The organism is Terrabacter sp. LjRoot27, assembly GCF_964254175.1.
Lineage (GTDB): Bacteria > Actinomycetota > Actinomycetes > Actinomycetales > Dermatophilaceae > Terrabacter.
This window is the reverse complement of the sequence record NZ_CAXUSS020000001.1, coordinates 638,190-657,689: the sequence shown is the minus strand read 5'-3', so window position 1 is coordinate 657,689 and position 19,500 is coordinate 638,190. Positions and strand designations below refer to the sequence as shown.

Below are 19,500 nucleotides of genomic sequence, written 5' to 3'. Positions count from 1 at the left end.
ATCTCGTCGGTCACCCGGCCCGCGAAGTCCTTCCCGCCGGGGCGAAGAGGTGGTGTCCTTGGAGGGGAGCCCCAGCGCGAGGAGGTGTGCCATGGAGGCACGGGTCGGTGACCGCATCACGATGGCCGCGGAGCACGTCGGTCAGAGCACGCGCGAAGGGACCATCCGGGAGGTGAAGGGTGAGGGCGGCGCCCCGCCCTACGTCGTGGAGTGGTCCGACGGGCACACCGGGATCATCCATCCGGGACCCGGCTCGGTGCTGCGCTGCGAGCACCCCGACGAGTCCCCCGCCGGCGGCTAGAGGTCGAGCGCGCGGACGATCGGCACCCCGGCGCGGTAGGCGAGGTGCAGGTGGCTCGGCGCGTCGATGACGGCCAGCTCGGCGGGCTGCCCCGGCGCGATGCGACGGTCGAGTCCGAGCGAGCGCGCCGAGACGGCGGTCGCGGCGTGCAGCGCCTCGGCGGGCGTCATCCCCATCTCGCGCACCGCGAGGGCGATCGCGAAGGGGATCGACGACGAGTAGCAGGTGCCGGGGTTGCAGTCGGAGGCGAGCGCCACGTCGACGCCGGCGTCGATGAGCACCCGCGCGTCGGGGTAGGGCGAGCGGGTCGAGAACTCGACGCCCGGGAGCAGGGTCGCGACGGTCGTGCCCCGCGCGGCGGCGAGCGCCTCGACGTCGGCGTCGTCGAGGAAGGTGCAGTGGTCGACGCTGCGGGCGCCGAGCTCGCAGGCCAGGCGGACACCCGGACCGTGGCCGAGCTGGTTGCCGTGGACGCGGAGCGACAGGCCAGCGGCGCGGCCGGCGTCGAGGATCGTGCGGGCCTCGTCGCCGTCGAAGGCGTGCGCCGAGCGGGGCTCGCAGAAGACGTCGATGCTCTCGGCGAGCGCGGTGGGTCCGTCGGCCACGACCGCGTCGAGCATGGGACCCGTCACGAGGTCGACGTAGGCCGCCCGGTCCGAGGCGTACTCCCGCGGCACGACGTGCGCGCCGAGGAAGGTCGTGTGCGGCGTGAGCTCGCGGGCGATGCGGAGGCTGCGCAGCTCGTCGTCGAGGGTCAGGCCGTAGCCGCTCTTGATCTCGACGGTCGTCGTGCCCTGCGCGCGCATCTCGGCGACCCGGGCGGCGACGAGGGCGCGCAGCTCGTCGTCGCTCGCGGCCCGGGTGGCCGCGACCGAGACGGCGATGCCACCCCCGTCGTAGGGGGTGCCGGTCATGCGGGCGGCGAACTCCGCAGAGCGGTCGCCGGCGAAGACGAGGTGCGTGTGCGAGTCGACGAAACCGGGGATGACCGCGCGACCGCCCAGGTCACGGCGGGTGTCGGCGTCGGGGGCGTCGGCGGCCGGCCCGACCCACTCGACGACGCCGTCGTCCGAGACGACGAGGGCCGCGTCGCGGACGACGCCGAGGAGCGCGTCGCCGGGGTCGGCGTGGCCGTCACCGCGGGCCGGGTCGTTCGTCGTCAGCTCCGCGATGCCCGTGAGGAGCAGGCTCACGCGTGCACCCCTCCGACAACCCCTCCCGCGACGCGGTCGATGGCGCCGACGAGCATCCGGCCGACATCGCCCATCCGGTGGTGGCCGTCGCTGACGACGACGTCGCCACCGACGACGACGGTCGAGACGTCGGACGCCACGCACGCGTAGATGATCTGGTCGTGCGCGGCGCCTGCGGTGTTGACCGTGTCGGTGCGCACGGTGACGAAGTCGGCGAGCGCGCCCTTGCTGAGGTGGCCGCCGTCGGACCAGCCGAGGGACCGGTAGCCGTTGAAGGAGGCCGCGAGGAGCAGGTCGTTGGCCGAGAAGCGGTCGCGCTCGTTGGTGACGAGGCGCTCGTGCATCTCGAGACCGCGCAGCTCCTCGAACGGGTCGATGACGACGTGCTGGTCGGAGCCCAGCGACAGCGGGCTGCCGGCGTCGTGGAGCGCCCGCGCCGGGCCGATGCCGTCGGCGAGGTCGCGCTCGGTCGTCGGGCAGAAGCACGCGCCCGTGCCGGTGCCGCCGAGCAGGTCGATGTCGCGGTCCTCGAGGTGTGTGGCGTGCACGGCCGTCGAGTGGGCTCCGAGGGCACCCGCCTCGTCGAGCAGCTGCGTCGGGCTCGCGCCGTAGAACATCTGGCAGGCGAGGTTCTCACCGTGCTGCTCCGACAGGTGCACGTGCAGCGGCAGGTCGCCGGCCGCCTCGACGACCCGCGGCAGGTCCTCACGGCGGACCGCGCGGACCGAGTGGATGGCCGCACCGAGCCGCACGCGGTCGGTCTCGGGGCGGCGTTCGGACATCCGGGAGGCCCAGGCGTCGACGGTGCCGTCGCTGAAGCGGCGCTGGCCGGGGTGCAGCTCGACGTGGCCGCCACCGTTGAGGCCGCCCTCGAGGTAGCAGGTGTCGAGAAGGGTCAGCCGGATGCCGGCCTCGTCGGCGGCCTGGCGCACCGCGAGCCCCATGGCGTTCGGGTCGCGGTAGGGGTGGCCGCCGGGACGGTGGTGGACGTAGTGGAACTCCCCCACGACGGTGATCCCGGCCTGCACCATCTCGGCGAAGACGGCCCGCGCCAGCGCGAAGTACGTGTCGGGGTTGAGCTGCTCCGCGGCGGCGTACATCTGCTCGCGCCAGCTCCAGAAGTTGCCGCCGCCGCCGTTGACCCGGCCCCGCAGGGCGCGGTGGAAGGCGTGGCTGTGGGCGTTGGCCATGCCGGGCAGCGTCACGCCGGCGAGGCGGACGTCGTCGGGCTCGGGGTCGGCGTCGACGAGGACCTCCTTGAAGAGACCGTCCTGGGTCACGAGCCGGACCCGTCGCGCGAATCCTCCGGTGAGCCAGGCACTCTCGCACCAGAACGCAGTCATCGGGCGTCGCTCATCGACTCGGGGTCCTTCCCTGTGCACAGCGCGGTCACGACGGCTGTCAGGGCCGTGACCCCATGGTGGCAGTCATCCGTGCTCGCGAGCTCGCTCGGTGAGTGTGAAACTCCTGTGGGGTTGCGGACGAAGAGCATCGCGCTCGGGACGCCGTGCGTCGCGAGGATGCCCGCGTCGTGCCCGGCGCCCGTGCCGAGCAGGGGCGCGTCGGGCAGGACCCCGCGCAGCCTGTCGACGAGGCCGGTGTCGAAGGTGGTCGTCGGCGTCCACGACTCCGGCGTCGTCGTCGCGCCGAGGCGGCTGGCCTCCGACGACACGGCGTCGACCGCCGCGTGCACGACGTGCTCGCTGCGCCCCCGGACGTCGAGCCAGGCCGTGACGTGGCTCGGGATCGCGTTGACGCCCCCGGGGACGACGTTGACCTTGCCCACGGTGGCGACGCAGCCGAGCCCCACGGCATACGACCGCGCCGTCTGGATGACCGTGGCGAGCCCGATCATCGCGTCCTGGCGGTCGGCGATGCGCGTCGTGCCCGCGTGGTTGGCCTCGCCGGGGATGTCGACGCGCCACCGGCCGTGCGGCCAGATGTCGGTGCCGATCGCGACGGCCCGGTCGGGGTCGGTGAGGTCCTCGCTCCCGTCGGGGGCGAGCGCGAGCGCCTTGCCCTGCTCGACGTGCAGCTCGACGAAACGGCCGACGCGGCGCACCGCCTCGTCGTCGCGGCCGAGGGTCCCCGGGTCACGCCCCGCGCCGCGCCAGGCCTCGGCCATCGTCACGCCGTCGCCGTCGGTCAGCGAGCGGGCCCGGTCGGCGTCGAGGGCGCCGGTGATGATGCGGGAGCCCGCGCAGGCGATGCCGAAGCGGGCGCCCTCCTCGTCGACGAAGTTGACGACGCCCAGCGGCACGTCGGGCTCGAAGCCCGCCTCGCGCAGGGCGTCGACGGTCGCGAGCGCGCTGACGACACCGAGCGGCCCGTCGAAGGCGCCGCCGTCGGGCACGGAGTCGAGGTGCGAGCCGATGACGACACCGGGCGTCGTGTCGGGGTCGCCCCACCAGCCCCACTGGTTGCCGGCGCGGTCCTCGACGAGGTCGAGGCCGCGGGCCGCGCACTCCGCGGCGAACCACTCCCGGAGGTCGTGGTCGGTCCGGGTCCACGCGTAGCGGCGGTAGCCGCCCGACCCGGCGTCGCGACCGACGGGCTCGAGATCAGCCCACATCCGGTCGAAACTCGTCGTCACCTCGATCACCACTCCTCGCAACGCCGGCGTCCGCGTCCGGCTCTGTAACTAGGCTCTGTCCCATGGACCCTGACCGCGATGACACCGCCGAGCGTAGTGACTCGGGCTCGGATGCGCCGATCCGCACTCCGGCGGTCGACGCGGTCCTCGCGGCGGGCATCGAGCACACGGTGACCCGGCACGGGCGCGTCTCGAGCCTCGAGGAGGCGGCCGCCGCCCGGGGCATCGAGCCGCGTGACCTCATCAAGACCCTCGTCGTGCGCCGGGCGGAGGATGACCATGTCTTCGTCCTCGTACCCGGTGACCGCACCTTCTCGTGGGCCAAGGTCCGCGCCCTGCTCGGCACGAACCGCATCTCGATGCCCGACGCTGCCGCCGCGAAGGCCGTCACCGGCTACGAGCGCGGCACCATCACGCCCTTCGGCTCCGCCGCGCGCCTGCCGGTCATCGCCGACACCCACCTCGTCGGACGCCGCATCTCGCTCGGCGGCGGCGGCCACGGGATCGGCCTCACGGTCAACGGCGACGACGTCATCCGGCTCTTCGACGCGACCGTCGCCGACATCTCCGACGAGGAGGTCCGCAAGGACCGTTGACGCCCCCGCGGCCCCGAGGGCGCAGACTGTGCACATGTCACGCACCCCGCTGCCCACCAAACCGTGCGCTCGATGCGGTCGCACGATCACGTGGCGCAAGGCCTGGGAGCGCGACTGGGCGACGGTGCGCTGGTGCTCCGACAACTGCCGCAAGCACGGCCTGACCCCCGTCGACATCGAGGTGGAGGACGCCCTGACGAAGCTCGTCAGGGCGCACGCCGCCTCGGCGACGGTGGACCCGTCCGAGGCGGCCAGGGCCGTCGGCGGCGAGGACTGGGAGACGCTCGTCGAGCCGGCCCGCAACGCCGCCCGGCGGCTCGTCGCCGCCGGGCGCGCCCAGATCATCCAGGGTGGCCGGGTCATCGACCCCGACCACGCGAAGGGCCCGATCACGGTGCGACGCCCCCGCTGAGCCCTCCGCCCGCACCCGCTGGACGGCATACGCCCTCTCAGCCCTCCTGCATCGGGATGCGGACGCCGCGCTCGTGCGCGACCCGGTCGGCGATGTCGTAGCCGGCGTCGACGTGGCGGATGACGCCCATGCCCGGGTCGTTGGAGAGGACGCGCGCGAGCTTCTGCGCCGCGAGGTCGGTGCCGTCGGCGAGGGAGACCTGACCGGCGTGCAGGCTCCGGCCGATGCCGACGCCACCGCCGTGGTGGATCGAGACCCAGCTCGCGCCCGAGCTCGTGTTGACGAGCGCGTTGAGCAGCGGCCAGTCGGCGATGGCGTCGGAGCCGTCGGCCATCGACTCGGTCTCTCGGTAGGGGCTCGCGACGGAGCCGCTGTCGAGGTGGTCGCGGCCGATGACGATGGGTGCCGAGATCTCGCCCGTGCGCACCATCTCGTTGAACTTCAGGCCGGCCTTGTCACGCTCGCCGTAGCCGAGCCAGCAGATGCGGGCGGGCAGGCCCTGGAAGGCGATCCGCTCCTGCGCGCCACGGATCCACTTGTGCAGTCGGTCGTTGTCGGGGAAGAGCTCGAGCACGGCCTTGTCGGTCGCCGCGATGTCACGCGGGTCGCCCGAGAGCGCGGCCCAGCGGAACGGGCCCTTGCCCTCGCAGAAGAGCGGTCGGATGTAGGCCGGCACGAAGCCGGGGAACTCGAAGGCGCGGTCGTAGCCGCCCTGACGAGCCTCGTCGCGGATCGAGTTGCCGTAGTCGAAGACCTCGGCGCCGGCGTCCTGGAACTCGACCATCGCCTTGACGTGCTTGGCCATGGAGGCGCGGGCGCGGTCGGTGAAGTCCTCGGGCTTCTTCTCGGCGTACTCGGCCCAGTCGGCGAGGTCGACGCCCTCGGGCAGGTAGCTGAGCGGGTCGTGCGCCGACGTCTGGTCGGTGACGATGTCGATCTCGACGCCGCGGCGGAGCAGCTCGGGGAAGACCTCGGCCGCGTTGCCGACGACACCGACCGACCAGCCGCGACGCTCGCGCTTGGCGGCGAGCGCCTTCTCGATGGCGTCGTCGAGGTCGGTCGCGACCTCGTCGAGGTAGCGGTGCTCGACGCGGCGCTGGAGACGGGCCGGGTCGACGTCGACGATGAGGCAGGCGCCCTCGTTGAGGGTGACGGCGAGCGGCTGCGCGCCGCCCATGCCGCCACAGCCGCCGGTGAGGGTCAGCGTGCCGGCGAGGGTGCCGCCGAACTTCTTCTCGGCGACGGCGGCGAAGGTCTCGTAGGTGCCCTGGACGATGCCCTGGGTGCCGATGTAGATCCACGACCCGGCCGTCATCTGGCCGTACATCGTCAGGCCGAGGTGCTCGAGGCGCCGGAACTCGGGCCACGTCGCCCAGTCGCCGACGAGGTTGGAGTTGGCGATGAGGACGCGCGGCGCCCACTCGTGCGTCTGCATGACGCCGACGGGACGGCCGCTCTGGACGAGCATCGTCTCGTCCTGCTTGAGGGTCGTCAGCGTGCGGACCATCGCGTCGAAGGACTTCCAGTCGCGGGCGGCGCGACCGGTGCCGCCGTAGACGACGAGGTCGTCGGGGCGCTCGGCCACCTCGGGGTCGAGGTTGTTCATGAGCATCCGCAGCGGGGCCTCGGTGGCCCACGACTGCGCCGTCAGGGTCGTCCCACGCGCCGCGCGGACGGGTCGTGCACCTTCCATGTCACTCTCCTTCGAGGTGGAAAACGTTGGTATGCCGGGTCGCTCAGTGGAGCGGGCCGGTGACGGACTCGGCGGCGGCGAGGACGTCGCCGTCGGTCACCGCCCGGTGGGCGCCCTCGATGTCGGGGGCCAGGAAGCGGTCGGGCCCGGGGGCCGCGTTCGTGCGGGCCGCGAGGGCCGTGATGACCGCGCCCGTGGCGGGGGACGGCTCGAGCGGGGCCCGCAGCTGGATGCCGCGCGCCGCCGTCAGCACCTCGATGGCGAGGACCCGGCCGAGGGCGTCGACGGAGCGACGCAGCTTGCGGGCGCCCGACCAGCCCATCGACACGTGGTCCTCCTGCATGGCCGAGCTCGGGATCGAGTCGACCGACGCGGGGACGGCGAGGCGCTTCATCTCCGAGACCATGGCGGCCTGGGTGTACTGCGCGATCATGAGACCCGAGTCGACGCCGGGGTCGTCGGCGAGGAACGGCGGCAGGCCGTGGTTGCGGGCCTGGTCGAGGAAGCGGTCGGACCGGCGCTCGGACATCGAGGCGACGTCGGCCGCGACGATGGCGAGGAAGTCGAGGACGTAGGCGACCGGTGCGCCGTGGAAGTTGCCGTTGGACTCGACGCGGCCGTCGGGGGTGACGACGGGGTTGTCGACGGCGGAGGCGAGCTCGGCGGCGGCAACGCGTGCGGCGTGCTCGACCGTGTCGCGGGCGCCGCCGTGCACCTGCGGTGCGCAGCGGAGGGAGTAGGCGTCCTGGACACGGGTGCACTCCTCCGTCCGGTGCGACTCGCGGATCGGCGAGTCCGCCATGACGGCACGGATGTTCGCGGCCGAGTCGCCCTGCCCCACCTGCGGTCGCAGCGCGTGGAGGTCGGGGGCGAAGACGTCGTCCGTGCCGAGCAGGCCCTCGACGCTCATCGCGGCCGACACGTCGGCGACCTTGAGCAGGTGGCGCAGGTCGTGGATGGCGAGGACGAGCATGCCGAGCATGCCGTCGGTGCCGTTGATGAGCGCGAGGCCCTCCTTCTCCGCGAGGACGACCGGCTCGATCCCGTGGTCGCGCAGGGCGGTCGCCGCGTCGGTGAGCGTGCCGTCGGCGAGGCGCACCGGCCCCTCCCCCATGGCGGCGAGCGCGCAGTGCGACAGCGGAGCGAGGTCACCGGAGCAGCCGAGCGAGCCGTACTCGTGCACGACCGGGGTGATGCCGGCGCTGAGCAGGGCGGCATACGTCCTCGCGGTCTCGAGGCGCACGCCGGTGCGGCCCGTCGCGAGGGTCGACAGGCGGAGCAGCATGAGGGCGCGCACGACCTCGCGCTCGACCTCGGGGCCGGCGCCGGCGGCGTGCGACCGCACGAGCGAGCGCTGGAGCTGGGCGCGCAGCGCCGTCGGGATGTGGCGGGTCGCGAGCGCGCCGAAGCCCGTCGAGACGCCGTAGTGGGCGACGGTGTCGTGGGCGAGGTCCTCGATGACGGCCCGGCTGCGGGCGATCTCGGCCTCGGCCTCGCCGGAGAGCTCGACCGGGGCCTCGTGGCGGGCCACGGCGACGACGTCGTCGAGCGAGAGCGGACCGGTGCCGACCGTGACGGTTCCGGCGGCGATGGCGGGTGCTGCGTTCATGGACCCATCGAACCGCCGAACGGCTGGCGCGTCGGCCCCGCAGGGAGGACAATTGTCTCGGATGCGAGACGTCATCCGCCCGCGGACAGGAGGTGACCCACGTGTCCAACGCCCCCGCCGCCGCCAACGCGCTCGACGTCCTCGAGCACCTCTCCCGCCACGCCGAGCCGGTGCCCGCCGCGTCCATCGCCCGCGACCTCGGCCTGCCGCGCAGCTCGGTCTACCACCTGCTCAAGGTGCTGCACAGCCGCGGTTACGTCACCCACTACGTGGAGGAGCGGCGCTTCGGGCTGGGCCAGGCCGCCTACGAGCTCGGCTCCGCCTACCAGCGTCAGGCGCCCCTGGCCCGCGTCGCACGGGCGGCCATGCGCCGGCTCGTCGACCAGTGCGGCCGCAACGCCCACTTCGCCACGCTCGACGGACGCGACGTCATCTACCTCCTCGAGGAGCGCGCGCCCGGGCAGCCGATGCTCGTCACCGACGTCGGCGTGCGCCTGCCCGCCCACCTGACCGCCAGCGGGCTCGCCATGCTGTCGGCGCTCCCCGCCACCCAGGTGCGCGCGCTCTACCCCGACCGGGCCTCCTTCGTCCAGCGCAGCGGCGGCGGGCCGCGCTCGCTCGCCGAGCTGCGCAGCGTGCTCACCCGGACGCGCACCGACGGCTACGCCCGCGAGGAGGGCACCGTCACGGCCGACCTGTCGTCGGTCGCCGTGCCCGTGCTCGACCGCGCCGGCCGGCCGCTCGCCGCGATCGCCCTGACGCTGCGCACCCCCGACGCGGGCGCCGAGCACGTCGCCGAGCTCGTGGCCCGGGCCCGACTCGCCGCCGACGACATCGCACGGCGCCTCAGCCCCAGTTCGACGGGAAGGCGCTGACATGGACGTCCACCTCATCGGCGGCGGCTGGGACGACGCCCTCGCCCCCACGCTCTACGGCCCGTTCGTCGAGGCCGCCGCCCGTCGCGCCGGCGGCACCCCGCGCATCCTGCTCGTCGTCATGGGCACCGATCCGGAGTCGCTCGACTACCACGAGAAGTACGTCCACACGCTCGGTCTCGTGGGGGGCCACGACCTCGTCGTGGAGCGGGTGGCCGAGGGCACGCCGCTGGACCCGGGTGCGCTCGACGGGATCGACGGGCTCTTCGTCGGCGGCGGCCCCACACCGGAGTACCACGCGTCGCTCGCGGGTGCCTACAGCCGCATCCGCGCGCTCGTCTCCGCGGGTGTGCCGTATGCCGGGTTCTCCGCGGGCGCGGCCGTCGCCGGCTCCCACGCGGTCATCGGCGGCTGGCTCCTCGACGGTCGGCCCGTGTGCCCGGAGGACAGCAACGAGGACCTCGACGACCTCGCCGTGGTCGGTGGCCTCGGGCTCGTGCCGGGTGCCGTCGACGTGCACGCCGCCCAGTGGGGCACCGTGTCGCGCCTCGTCGCCGTCGTGGCCGCAGGGCTCGCGCCGAGCGGTGTCGCGATCGACGAGGGGACGCTCCTCCGGTCGGACGGCGCGGTGCTGGGCGCGGGACGCGTGTGGCACGTCACGCCGGACACGGCCACGCCCGGCGGGGCGCTCGTGCGTGCTCGCGCCGCGGGTCAATAGGCTCGCTCCCATGCGCGCCATCACGATCCCCGAGCCCGGAGACGCCGACAGCCTCGTCCTCGACGAGGTGCCCGACCCCGAGCTGCGGCCGGGGCACGTGGTCATCGACGTCGCGGCCGCGGGCGTCAACCGTGCCGACGTCATGCAGCGCCTCGGCCACTACCCGCCGCCCCCCGGCGCGTCGGAGTACCCCGGCCTCGAGGTGAGCGGCACCGTCGCGGCGCTCGGCGAGGGCGTCGAGGACTGGCAGGTCGGCGACGAGGTGTGCGCCCTCATCGACGGCGGCGGCTACGCCGAGCGCGTCGTGGCCCCGGCCGAGCAGCTGCTGCCCGTGCCGCGTGGCGTCTCGCTCGTCGACGCGGCGGGCCTGCCCGAGGTGACGTGCACCGTCTGGTCCAACGTCTTCCTCGTCGCCAACATCCAGCCGGGCCAGGTGCTCCTCGTCCACGGTGGTAGCTCCGGCATCGGCACGATGGCGATCCAGCTCGCCAAGGCGGTCGGCGCGCACGTCGCCGTCACGGCGGGCAGCCAGGCCAAGCTCGACGTGTGCCGCGACCTCGGCGCCGAGTTCCTCGTCAACTACCGCGAGGAGGACTTCGTCGAGCGCGTCCGTGAGCTGACGAAGGGCCACGGCGCCGACGTCATCCTCGACAACATGGGCGCGAAGTACCTCTCCCGCAACGTCGAGGCCCTCGCCATCAGCGGGCGTCTCGTCACGATCGGCCTCATGGGCGGCCGCAAGGGCGAGCTCGACATGGGCATGCTCCTCGCCAAGCGCGCCGCCGTCATCGCCACCTCGCTGCGGGCCCGCCCCGCGACGGAGAAGGCCGCGATCGTCGCCGCCGTCCGCGAGCACGTCTGGCCCCTCATCGAGTCCGGCGCGGTGCGTCCCGTCATCCACTCGCGCCACCCCCTCGAGCACGCCGCCGAGGCGCACCGCGAGATGGAGGCGTCGGGCCACATCGGCAAGATCCTCCTCACCACCTGAGCGCACCTCCCCGCCGAATCACCGTGCCGGCCGGGACGATCCGGCCGTGTCGGACTCGTCCACTGACGCGCCCTGCCCGACGGGCGTACCGTCGACAGGTGGACCACTTCGCCACGAAGCGGCCCTCCCACCACACGAGTACCGGGAGGCACCTGCAGTGTTCATCCAAGTGATTCAGGGCAAGACCCACGACGCGGACCGGCTCCATGCACGCATGGACGCGTGGCGCGACGAGCTCGAGCCGGGCGCGGACGGCTGGCTCGGCGGCACCTACGGCATCGACGACGACAACGAGTTCATCGGCGTGGTGCGGTTCGACTCGAAGGAGTCGGCCATGCGCAACAGCCAGCGCCCCGAGCAGGGCGCCTGGTGGGCCGAGACGGAGAAGTGTTTCGACGGCGACGTCACGTTCCACGACTGCGACGACGTGACGATGATGCTCGACGGCGGTTCCGACGACGCGCAGTTCGTCCAGGTGATCCAGGGTCGGATCAGCGACCAGGAGAAGTTCCGGATGATGCGCGACATGCCGATGGACACGCTCCACACCGAGCGCCCGGACATCCTCGGCGGCACCATCGCGGTCGACAAGGACGGCTGGTTCACCCAGACCATGGCGTTCCGCACCGAGGCCGAGGCACGCGAGGGCGAGAAGAAGGAGATGCCGCCCGAGATGAGGGAGCAGATGGGCGACATGGACAAGGCCATGAGCGACGTCCGCTACCACGATCTCCACCACCCGTGGTTCGCCACGGCGGGCGCGCACTGACGCCGCGCACCTGAGCACACCCGGGCTCACCCAGGGACCCGTGCGGACGGACGAGGACGCACGGGCCCCGACCCGCCGCGCCCGCGGGTGAGGCAGGATGGAGCGCATGAGCGATGACGCGAGCCGACAGGGCCAGGGCACCGACACCGACACCCCGCGCGACGAGCCGCGCATCGTCGTCGTGACGTCCGACGGCATGGGGGTCGCGGACGCCCAGGGCGACGAGCCCGCCGACGGCCAGCACGGCCAGCACGGCCACCACGGCCGGCCGGAGAGCCGCGAGGAGCGCCGGGAGCGGGAGCGCACCAACCCGGCCGACCTCGTCGAGGAGCCGGCCAAGGTCATGCGCATCGGCTCGATGATCAAGCAGCTGCTCGAGGAGGTGCGCAACGCACCCCTCGACGAGGCCGGGCGCCGTCGACTCGCCGACGTGCACCACCGCTCCATCGAGGAGCTCAAGGACGGGCTCGCGCCCGAGCTCGTCGCCGAGCTCGACCGGATCGCGCTGCCCTTCCGCGACGACTCCCCGACCGACGCCGAGCTGCGCATCGCCCAGGCCCAGCTCGTCGGCTGGCTCGAGGGGCTCTTCCACGGCATCCAGACGGCGCTCGTCGCCCAGCAGATGGCGGCGCAGCAGCAGCTCCAGCAGATGCGCGCCCTGCCGCCCGGCCCGGGCGCCACCTACGGCACGCCCCCCGGCCTGCAGCCCGGCGAGCACCACCCGGGCGAGCCCGGCCCCACCGGCCAGTACCTCTGAGCGGTCGGCTGGGTCCGGCGGTCAGAGCCAGCTCGAGCGCTCGCGCTCGGTCGGCACGACGTCCGGGTTCCACTGCGTGAACGGCGCCTCGAGCTTGAACCGGAAGTCCTTCTGCCGCAGCAGCACCACGGGCTGGGCGTTCTCCGGGTTGTCGAGCGACTCGAAGTACTCGACGCTCCAGTGGAACCACCGCATGCAGAAGAGACGCATCGTCAGGCCGTGCGTCACGATGACGACGTTGCGCGGCGCGGCCGGCGTCTCGAAGTTGCGGTGCATCGACTCGAGGAACGTCGACACCCGGTCGTAGACGTCCGACCCGGACTCGCCGTGGCTGAACCGGTAGTAGAAGTGGCCGTAGCGGTCTCGCTCGGCCTTCTGCTCCGCGATGTCGACGGGGTCCTGGAAGTTGGCCCAGTCCTGCTCGCGCAGGCGCGGCTCGACCCGCACGTCGCGCTCCGCCACCGGCAGGGCGAGCGCCTCGAGGGTCTGCCGGGTGCGCACGTAGGGCGACACGTAGGCCTCGACCGACTCCCCGTCGAGCACCTCCCGGATCGCGGCACCCGTGTCACGAGCCTGCTCGAAACCCTTGGGCGTCAGGCTGATCCGGTGATCGGGCACCCGCTCGTAGACGGTGTCGTCGAGGTTGCCCTCGGACTCACCGTGCCGCACGAGGATGATCCGGTTCGGTCGGTGCTCGAGGCTCACCGCCTCAGACTACGGTCGCGACCTCGTGCCGCCCCTCGTGCTGCCCCTCGTGCCGCCCACGGGGCGACGAGCAGGACGAGCCACGCGAAGCCGACGACGAAGCTCGCCACGAGGATGACGACCCCGGCCGACCCGCCGAGGACACGCGGCCCCACGGCGAGCAGGACGGCATACGCCATGAGTGCCGTGACGACGACGGCCTTGCGACGAGCCGACCCCATGGCTCCTCCTCGCTGCGATGCGCTGACCACCCCATCGCAGCACCCGCACGTGAACGGGCGGTGCCGTCCGGGTGACACGTCCCGGTCCGGTTAGGGTGAGGCGATGGGACGGGTGGGCGACCTGCTGGCCGGCGACAGCCCCTGGCTGCGCCGGGGCTCGCACGTCCTCAAGTGGCTCGCGGTGCTCGCAGCCTGCTACCTCGGCGGCGTCGCCGCCACGAACCTCGCCCCCACCGTCGCCGAGACGTCGCAGTACCGCGCCGTCCTGCGCCTCGACCCGGTGCCGCGCCACTCCCCCGTGCTCCACGCCCCGACGATCGTCGGCGACGTCGACGTCCAGTTCGCCTCTCCCATCGTCGCGCCGGGCCTCGACGTGCAGGTCGCGGTGCGCGAGGAGATCACCAACCTCTTCACCCGGCCCAACGTCGACATCAGGGCCCTGCAGCCGTCGCCCGACGAGATCTCGTCGGCGATCGCGCAGGCCGCGGTCGGCGTCGGCGTCCGCTTCGTCCTCGGGGCGACGGCCATCGCGGTGCTCCTCGCCCTCGCCTCGCACTACATCCGTCAGCGCAACACCCGCCGCCACCACGTGCTCTTCGTCGCCTCGGCGATGGTCGTGGCGACCGCCGTCACCTTCGGCGGGATCGCCCTGACCTACCAGCCCGGCCGCTTCGCGGAGTACCGCACGAGCGGCGTGCTCGGCGTCGTCCAGCGCAACGCCGGCCTGCTCGCCGACGTCGAGGCGCGCGCCACGCAGGTGACGCCCTACTTCCGCAACCTCCTCGCGGTGACGCAGGCGCTCCAGCAGAAGTACGTCGCCGGCAACGTCAACGAGCCCGTGTCGGCGCGCTTCCTCCTCGTCTCCGACATCCACGGCGCGAACCAGTACGCCCTGATGCGCACGATCATCGAGGAGGAGGACGTCGACGCCGTCATCGACAGCGGTGACCTCGTCAACTTCGGCCGCGTCCAGGAGGGTGACGCCGCCGGCCTCTACGCGTCGATCCAGTCGCTCGGCGTGCCCTACATCTTCACGAGCGGCAACCACGACCAGTCGTCGCCGACCGACCGCGCGGTCCTCGCCCGCCTCGCGCGCATCCCGAACGTCGTGCTCCTCGAGAACGCGGCCGGGTCGCTGCGGGAGCTCACCTTCCACGGGCTGCGCATCACCGGCTTCAACGACCCGCGCTACTTCGGCGACGACAACGCCGACCCGACGGCCAAGGCCAAGCCTGCCGCCGACCGCTACAACGCGGCCGTCGCCGACCAGCCGGAGCCCGACATCGTCGTGACGCACGAGCCGTATGCCGCCGAGCAGGTCGAGCGTGGACGCCTCCTCGTCAACGGGCACATGCACACCCCCGCGGTCGAGGGGAACCGGATCCAGGTCGGCACCTTCACCGGCGGCGGCGTCGTCTCGCACTACGCCGAGGGGCCGGGCCAGGAGCTCGACGGGCAGCCGTACTCCTTCGACGTCGCCCAGTTCGGCACGTCGTGCGAGCTGACCTCGCTGACCCGCTACTCGTTCCGCAACCTGCTCGAGGGCCGGCCGGCCTACGACAGCGTGCAGGTCATCAGCGGTGCCCGCATCGACCCGTACCGGCCCGTCGCGTCGACCGTGCAGGCGCCGGGCCAGGACCAGCCCGACCCCGCGAAGCGGATCTGCAGCCGGATCGACGAGACGACGGTGCGCTCACTGCCGCTCGCGCCGGACGACCCGGCGTCCTCGGGCACGACGACCCCTGCTGCGCCGACCGCTCCGGCCGGCCTGTCCGTCACCCCTTGAGGTCGGGGAACTGGTCGTCGCGCCACTCGTTCGCGGGCTGCTCGGCGCCGGTCGCCTCGAGGTCGTTCTCGCGGCCGCGCAGCTCGACCCGGCGGATCTTGCCCGAGATCGTCTTGGGCAGCTCGTAGAACTCGATCCGCCGGACCCGCTGCCACGGAGCGAGCTTCTCGCGGGCGTGCGCGAGGATCGAGCGCGCGACGTCCGCGCCGGGCTCGTGGCCCGGAGCGAGGGCGATGTACGCCTTGGGCACGGCCAGGCGCACCGGGTCGGGAGCGGGCACGACGGCGGCCTCGGCGACGGCCGGGTGCTCGATGAGGACCGACTCCACCTCGAACGGGCTGATCTTGTAGTCGCTCGCCTTGAAGACGTCGTCGGTGCGCCCGACGAAGGAGATGTAGCCGTCGGCGTCCACCGAGGCGACGTCGCCCGTGTGGTAGAAACCGCCGGCCATGGCATCGGCGTTGCGCTGCTCGTCGCCCTGGTAGCCGGTCATGAGCGGCACCGGGCGCTGCGACAGGTCGAGGCAGATCTCGCCCTCGCGGTTGCCGTCCGAGTCGGCCTCTGTGACAAGGACGTTCGTGATCGGGTCGACGACGACCACCGGACAGCCGGGCAGGGGCCGTCCCATCGAGCCGGGCTTGACGGTCGAACCGGGCGTGTTGCCGACGGCGGCCGTCATCTCGGTCTGGCCGTAGCCGTCACGGATCGTCAGGCCCCACGCCTTCTCGACCTGCGCGATGACCTCGGGGTTGAGCGGCTCGCCGGCACCGATGACCTCGCGCAGCGACCCCGGGCCGCCCGACAGGTCGCTCTTGATGAGCATCCGCCACACCGTCGGCGGTGCGCAGATCGAGGTGACCTCGTGCGTGCGCAGGACCCGCAGCAGGGCGGCGGGGTCGAACCGGCTGTAGTTGTAGACGAAGGCCGTCGCCTCGGCGGCCCACGGCGCGAAGAAGGACGACCACGCGTGCTTGGCCCAGCCCGGGCTGCTGATGTTGAGGTGCACGTCGCCGGGCTGCAGCCCGATCCAGTACATCGTCGACAGGTGTCCGACCGGGTAGGAGCGCTGGGTGTGCTCGACGAGCTTGGGCCGGCTCGTCGTGCCGGACGTGAAGTAGAGGAGCATCCGGTCGTCGGGCCCCGTACCCGGGTGCTCGGTGGGCGGGACGTCGAGGTCGTACGCCGCCGCGTGGCTCTCCCAGCCGTCCGTGCCGGTCCCGGCGGGGTCGGCGCCACCGACGGCGACGCGGACGTAGTCGCCCGGCACGTCGTCGAGCTTGTGCACCTCGGAGGCGTTGGTGATGACGGCGCGGGCGGCTCCCCGCTCCATCCGGTCGACGAGGTCACCGGGACCGACGGCGGTCGTCGTCGGCATGACGACGGCCCCGAGCTTGATGACGGCGAGCATCGACTCCCAGAGCTCGACCTGGTTGCCGAGCATGAGGATGACCGAGTCGCCGCGCCGCACGCCGAGGGCGGCCAGGTGCGCGGCCACCTGGTCCGAGCGGCGGGCCATCTCGTCCCAGGAGTAGGACGCCGACGACTCGTCCTGCTCGACGATCGTCAGGCAGGCGCGGTCGTTGCCGCGGGCCACGGCGTCGAACCAGTCGACGCCCCAGTTCCAGCGGTCCCCGACGTCCGGGAAGGTGAACTCGCGGACGGCTCTGGCGTGGTCGCCACGCAGGGCGAGGAGCTCGTCACGGGCGGCCCGGTAGGTCGCGGTCACACCGGCTTCGTCGACAGTGGAGGTCATGACCCGACGATGCCACACGCGACCGGGCCGCGGCACGGACCCGCAGCGAGGTCAGAGCGGCTGGTCGCTGCCGTCACCGAGGTCGCGGGGTCGACGACGCTCCTCGGCGAGCTCGGGTCGGTCGGGCCGCTCGGACCGCTGGCGCGGGATGGCCGTCGTGTCCTCGCCGTAGCCGTCGTCGCCGGACGCGAAGGCCGGGTCGGAGCCGGGGGCAGCGGCCACACCGCGACCGTGGGAGCGCCGGCGCAGGTCGTCCTCGTCGATGAGGCGGTTGATGAGCTGCTGCACCTCGTTGCTGCGCGGGATGTTCGTGAGGTTCTCGTCGGGGCTGTCGCCGGCCGACTCGATGTGGAGCGAGCCGGCGCCGATGATCCGGTCGACCACGGTCTGCTGGAAGCTCACGTCGGTGATCTTCGAGAGCGTGATGTCCTTGCCGTTCTTCGTCAGGATGCCGCGTCGCACCATGACCCGGTGCGAGGTGATGACGTAGTGGGTCGTGCGCCAGCGCAGGTAGGGCACGAAGACCGCCGGGACGGCGACGAGGACGAAGACCGCCACGGCGACCCACTGGATCCGGTTGCCCGTCTCGTCGTCGGGCGTGACGCCGACGACGGCGATGCACGCCGCGGCCAGCAAGAGGCCGAAGATCGTGGGCACCACGACGGTGAGCCAGTGCGGGTGCAGGTCCCGCTCGACCTTCTCTCCCTTGGCGAGCACGTTCTCCGGGAAGCCCACGGTCATCCTCCTGTCGTCAGGTCCACTCGGACCACGCGTTGTCATTCAGCCTAGGCGGTCAGGCCTCCCCGTCGGCCGGGTCGGACCCCGCGAGGAGCCGCAGACCGTCGGCCCGGGCCCGGCGCGTGGTCTCGCCGAGCCACTCGGTGCCGAGGTAGACGTGGTCGGGCCCGACGAGACCGACGAGGCCCTCGGCCTCCATCTGGTGCAGGACCTGCCGGTTGTCGACGACGAGCTTGAGCACGCCGTCGCGGGACTGGAGCTCCCGCGCGTAGCCGCGGAGCACGTCGATGAGGGTCAGCCCGATCTGGTCGACGCCGCGCAGACGCAGCACGACGACGGCGTGCCGCGACCCCTCGTCGACGCGCGGCAGCAACGCCTGGAACGTCGGGGCGCTGGCGAAGAAGAGGGAGCCGTAGGGCTGGAGCACGAGCACCTCACCACCCGGCACGGTGTCCGGTGGCTCGCCCTGGCGCACCCTCCCCTCGGCGTCGAGGTCGAGGCGGGTGATCCGCACCCGGTTGGACTGCTCGACGACGTGGAGCACGATCGCCAGGGCGACTCCCGCCAGCACGGCGTACTGCACCGGGACGAGCAGCGTCAGCACGAAGGTGAGGACCAGGACGACGGTCTGCACCGTCCCGGTGCGCATCACCGACTGCACCCTCGCGGGCCTCACCGCGCCGGCACCCACGACGATGAGCAGGGCGGCGATGGCGGGCAGCGCCACGAGGGCCACGACGTCGGCGAGCACGAGCACGACGAGCGCCATGACACCACCGGCGAAGCCGAGCGAGACGCGGGTCCGGGCCCCTGCCGTCGCGACGAGCGACGACGCCGACATGGACCCACCGACGGGCATGCCCCGGAAGACGCCGGAGACGACGTTGCCGACCCCCTGTCCGATGAAGTCGCGCGACGCGACGGAGGGGCTCCCGTCGGGGTTGGGCACGGCGGCGGACACGGCGGCACCCTGCACGAGCCCGATGAAGGCGAGCGACACCGCGGGCAGCGCGAGGTAGGCCACGTCGCCGAGCGACGGCAGCGCCGGTAGCGGGAGTGAGCGAGGGACGGCGGCGATGTCACCCACGACCGCGACGTCGGCGTCGGCGAGCGACCCGAGCAGGACCGCGAGGAACGAGCCGACGGCCATCGCGACCACGAGGCCGAGCGCGCCGAGGCGGGTCCGCTGGAGGCCGACGATGAGGACGAGGGTCACCACCCCGACGAGGAGGGTCATGAGGTCGACCCGCCACGGGTGGAGGAGCAGGTCGAGGGTGCGCATGACCCGGTTGGCGCCGGACGTCTCTGCTCCGGTGAAGTCGCCCAGCTGTCCGAGCACGATGTTGACGCCCACGGCCGTGACGAAGCCGGTCATGACCGAGCTGGGCACGAAGCGCAGCAGCGCCCCGCCGCGCAGCAGGCCGGCCGCGATCATGACGACGCCGGTCAGGACGGCCAGGGTCCAGAGCGCCCGCTCGGGGTCGGGGCGCGATCCGAGGTCGGCGTCGGCGACGACGAGCGACATGGCGCCGGTCGCCTGGACGGCCATGAGCGTGCTGCTCGTGAAGAGCGCGGCACCGACCATGCCGTAGAGGTAGCCGTAGAGGCCTGCGAGCGGGTTGACGCCCGCGAGGACGCCGCTCGCCAGGCCGTCGGGGACGCTCTCGACACCGAGCACGACGCCCGCCTTGAGGTCGGTGCCCCAGGGTCGGCTCCTCAGCCGAGCGAAGGCTCCCCGAGCCGCCCCGCCCGTCACGGTGCCGCCGTCGTCGTCCCCGATGGCGGCGCCCACA

Annotated in this window: 19 protein-coding genes; 9 read left to right on the top strand and 10 right to left on the bottom strand. The window is 72.9% G+C overall.

Annotation, left to right across the window (positions count from 1 at the left end; translation table 11 throughout):
• Window positions 1–91: 91 nt before the first annotated feature.
• Window positions 92–301, top strand: a complete 210-nt coding sequence (locus ACSQ2D_RS03015) for a DUF1918 domain-containing protein (protein ID WP_435984548.1) — start codon at window positions 92–94, stop codon at window positions 299–301.
• Here ACSQ2D_RS03015 and hutI read toward each other — a convergent pair.
• Genes hutI through ACSQ2D_RS03000 form a run of 3 tightly spaced genes read right to left on the bottom strand, consistent with a single transcriptional unit; the run spans window position 298 to window position 4,096 of the window.
• Complete coding sequence (gene hutI, locus ACSQ2D_RS03010) at window positions 298–1,494, bottom strand: imidazolonepropionase (protein ID WP_435984547.1); 1,197 nt, start codon at window positions 1,492–1,494, stop codon at window positions 298–300. The two genes, ACSQ2D_RS03015 and hutI, sit on opposite strands and share 4 nt — an antisense overlap.
• Window positions 1,491–2,837, bottom strand: a complete 1,347-nt coding sequence (locus ACSQ2D_RS03005; RefSeq protein WP_435984546.1) for a formimidoylglutamate deiminase — start codon at window positions 2,835–2,837, stop codon at window positions 1,491–1,493. Before ACSQ2D_RS03005 ends, hutI begins: the two co-directional genes overlap by 4 nt.
• Window positions 2,834–4,096 carry an allantoate amidohydrolase gene (locus ACSQ2D_RS03000; RefSeq protein ID WP_435984545.1) on the bottom strand — a complete coding sequence of 421 codons (1,263 nt, stop codon included), beginning with the start codon at window positions 4,094–4,096 and terminating at the stop codon, window positions 2,834–2,836. Before ACSQ2D_RS03000 ends, ACSQ2D_RS03005 begins: the two co-directional genes overlap by 4 nt.
• 53 nt (window positions 4,097–4,149) lie before the next feature.
• On the opposite strand from ACSQ2D_RS03000, the gene ACSQ2D_RS02995 reads away from it, so the two are divergent.
• Window positions 4,150–4,683, top strand: coding sequence for an aminoacyl-tRNA deacylase (locus ACSQ2D_RS02995; RefSeq protein WP_435984544.1), 534 nt, complete (start codon window positions 4,150–4,152; stop codon window positions 4,681–4,683).
• A gap of 34 nt (window positions 4,684–4,717) precedes the next feature.
• The gene (locus tag ACSQ2D_RS02990) at window positions 4,718–5,095 is read left to right on the top strand and encodes a DUF3253 domain-containing protein (protein WP_435984543.1); all 378 of its coding nucleotides are present in this window, start codon (window positions 4,718–4,720) and stop codon (window positions 5,093–5,095) included.
• Window positions 5,096–5,132: 37 nt separating this feature from the next.
• Here ACSQ2D_RS02990 and hutU read toward each other — a convergent pair whose 3' ends face one another.
• Both hutU and hutH read right to left on the bottom strand, forming a co-directional pair.
• Window positions 5,133–6,788, bottom strand: coding sequence for a urocanate hydratase (gene hutU, locus ACSQ2D_RS02985; RefSeq protein WP_435984542.1), 1,656 nt, complete (start codon window positions 6,786–6,788; stop codon window positions 5,133–5,135).
• 43 nt (window positions 6,789–6,831) lie between these two features.
• Window positions 6,832–8,397 (bottom strand): histidine ammonia-lyase, encoded by a 1,566-nt coding sequence (hutH, locus tag ACSQ2D_RS02980; RefSeq protein ID WP_435984541.1) that lies wholly within the window; start codon window positions 8,395–8,397, stop codon window positions 6,832–6,834.
• Window positions 8,398–8,498: 101 nt separating this feature from the next.
• On the opposite strand from hutH, the gene ACSQ2D_RS02975 reads away from it, so the two are divergent.
• From ACSQ2D_RS02975 to ACSQ2D_RS02955, 5 genes are all read left to right on the top strand, one after another.
• Window positions 8,499–9,272 (top strand): IclR family transcriptional regulator, encoded by a 774-nt coding sequence (locus ACSQ2D_RS02975; protein ID WP_435984540.1) that lies wholly within the window; start codon window positions 8,499–8,501, stop codon window positions 9,270–9,272.
• A gap of 1 nt (window position 9,273) precedes the next feature.
• The gene (locus ACSQ2D_RS02970) at window positions 9,274–9,990 is read left to right on the top strand and encodes a Type 1 glutamine amidotransferase-like domain-containing protein (protein ID WP_435984539.1); all 717 of its coding nucleotides are present in this window, start codon (window positions 9,274–9,276) and stop codon (window positions 9,988–9,990) included.
• Window positions 9,991–10,000: 10 nt separating this feature from the next.
• Complete coding sequence (locus ACSQ2D_RS02965; RefSeq protein ID WP_435984538.1) at window positions 10,001–10,978, top strand: NAD(P)H-quinone oxidoreductase; 978 nt, start codon at window positions 10,001–10,003, stop codon at window positions 10,976–10,978.
• 214 nt (window positions 10,979–11,192) lie between these two features.
• Entirely contained in the window at window positions 11,193–11,747 is a 555-nt protein-coding gene (locus tag ACSQ2D_RS02960) for a hypothetical protein (protein WP_435984537.1), read from the top strand.
• A 106-nt stretch (window positions 11,748–11,853) separates the two neighbouring features.
• Entirely contained in the window at window positions 11,854–12,504 is a 651-nt protein-coding gene (locus ACSQ2D_RS02955) for a proteasome activator (protein WP_435984536.1), read from the top strand.
• Between the two features lie 21 nt (window positions 12,505–12,525).
• Here ACSQ2D_RS02955 and ACSQ2D_RS02950 read toward each other — a convergent pair whose 3' ends face one another.
• Together ACSQ2D_RS02950 and ACSQ2D_RS02945 are read right to left on the bottom strand one after the other, a co-directional pair.
• On the bottom strand, window positions 12,526–13,209 hold the full coding sequence (locus ACSQ2D_RS02950; protein ID WP_435984535.1) for a histidine phosphatase family protein: 684 nt from the start codon (window positions 13,207–13,209) through the stop codon (window positions 12,526–12,528).
• Window positions 13,206–13,430 carry a hypothetical protein gene (locus ACSQ2D_RS02945; RefSeq protein WP_435984534.1) on the bottom strand — a complete coding sequence of 75 codons (225 nt, stop codon included), beginning with the start codon at window positions 13,428–13,430 and terminating at the stop codon, window positions 13,206–13,208. The genes ACSQ2D_RS02950 and ACSQ2D_RS02945 overlap by 4 nt, the downstream gene beginning before the upstream one ends.
• Window positions 13,431–13,533: 103 nt before the next feature.
• Between ACSQ2D_RS02945 and ACSQ2D_RS02940 the strand changes: the two genes are divergently transcribed.
• Window positions 13,534–15,216 carry a metallophosphoesterase family protein gene (locus ACSQ2D_RS02940; protein ID WP_435984533.1) on the top strand — a complete coding sequence of 561 codons (1,683 nt, stop codon included), beginning with the start codon at window positions 13,534–13,536 and terminating at the stop codon, window positions 15,214–15,216.
• Here ACSQ2D_RS02940 and ACSQ2D_RS02935 read toward each other — a convergent pair.
• From ACSQ2D_RS02935 to ACSQ2D_RS02925, 3 genes are read right to left on the bottom strand one after another with little or no spacing between them, the layout of a single operon-like run.
• On the bottom strand, window positions 15,206–16,969 hold the full coding sequence (locus tag ACSQ2D_RS02935) for an AMP-binding protein (RefSeq protein ID WP_435984532.1): 1,764 nt from the start codon (window positions 16,967–16,969) through the stop codon (window positions 15,206–15,208). The genes ACSQ2D_RS02940 and ACSQ2D_RS02935 overlap by 11 nt on opposite strands.
• Before the next feature lie 51 nt (window positions 16,970–17,020).
• On the bottom strand, window positions 17,021–17,710 hold the full coding sequence (locus ACSQ2D_RS02930) for a PH domain-containing protein (RefSeq protein ID WP_435984531.1): 690 nt from the start codon (window positions 17,708–17,710) through the stop codon (window positions 17,021–17,023).
• A 52-nt stretch (window positions 17,711–17,762) separates the two neighbouring features.
• A complete protein-coding gene (locus tag ACSQ2D_RS02925) occupies window positions 17,763–19,499 on the bottom strand; it encodes a SulP family inorganic anion transporter (RefSeq protein ID WP_435984530.1) in 1,737 nt (578 codons plus the stop codon).
• Between the last annotated feature and the right edge of the window lies 1 nt (window position 19,500).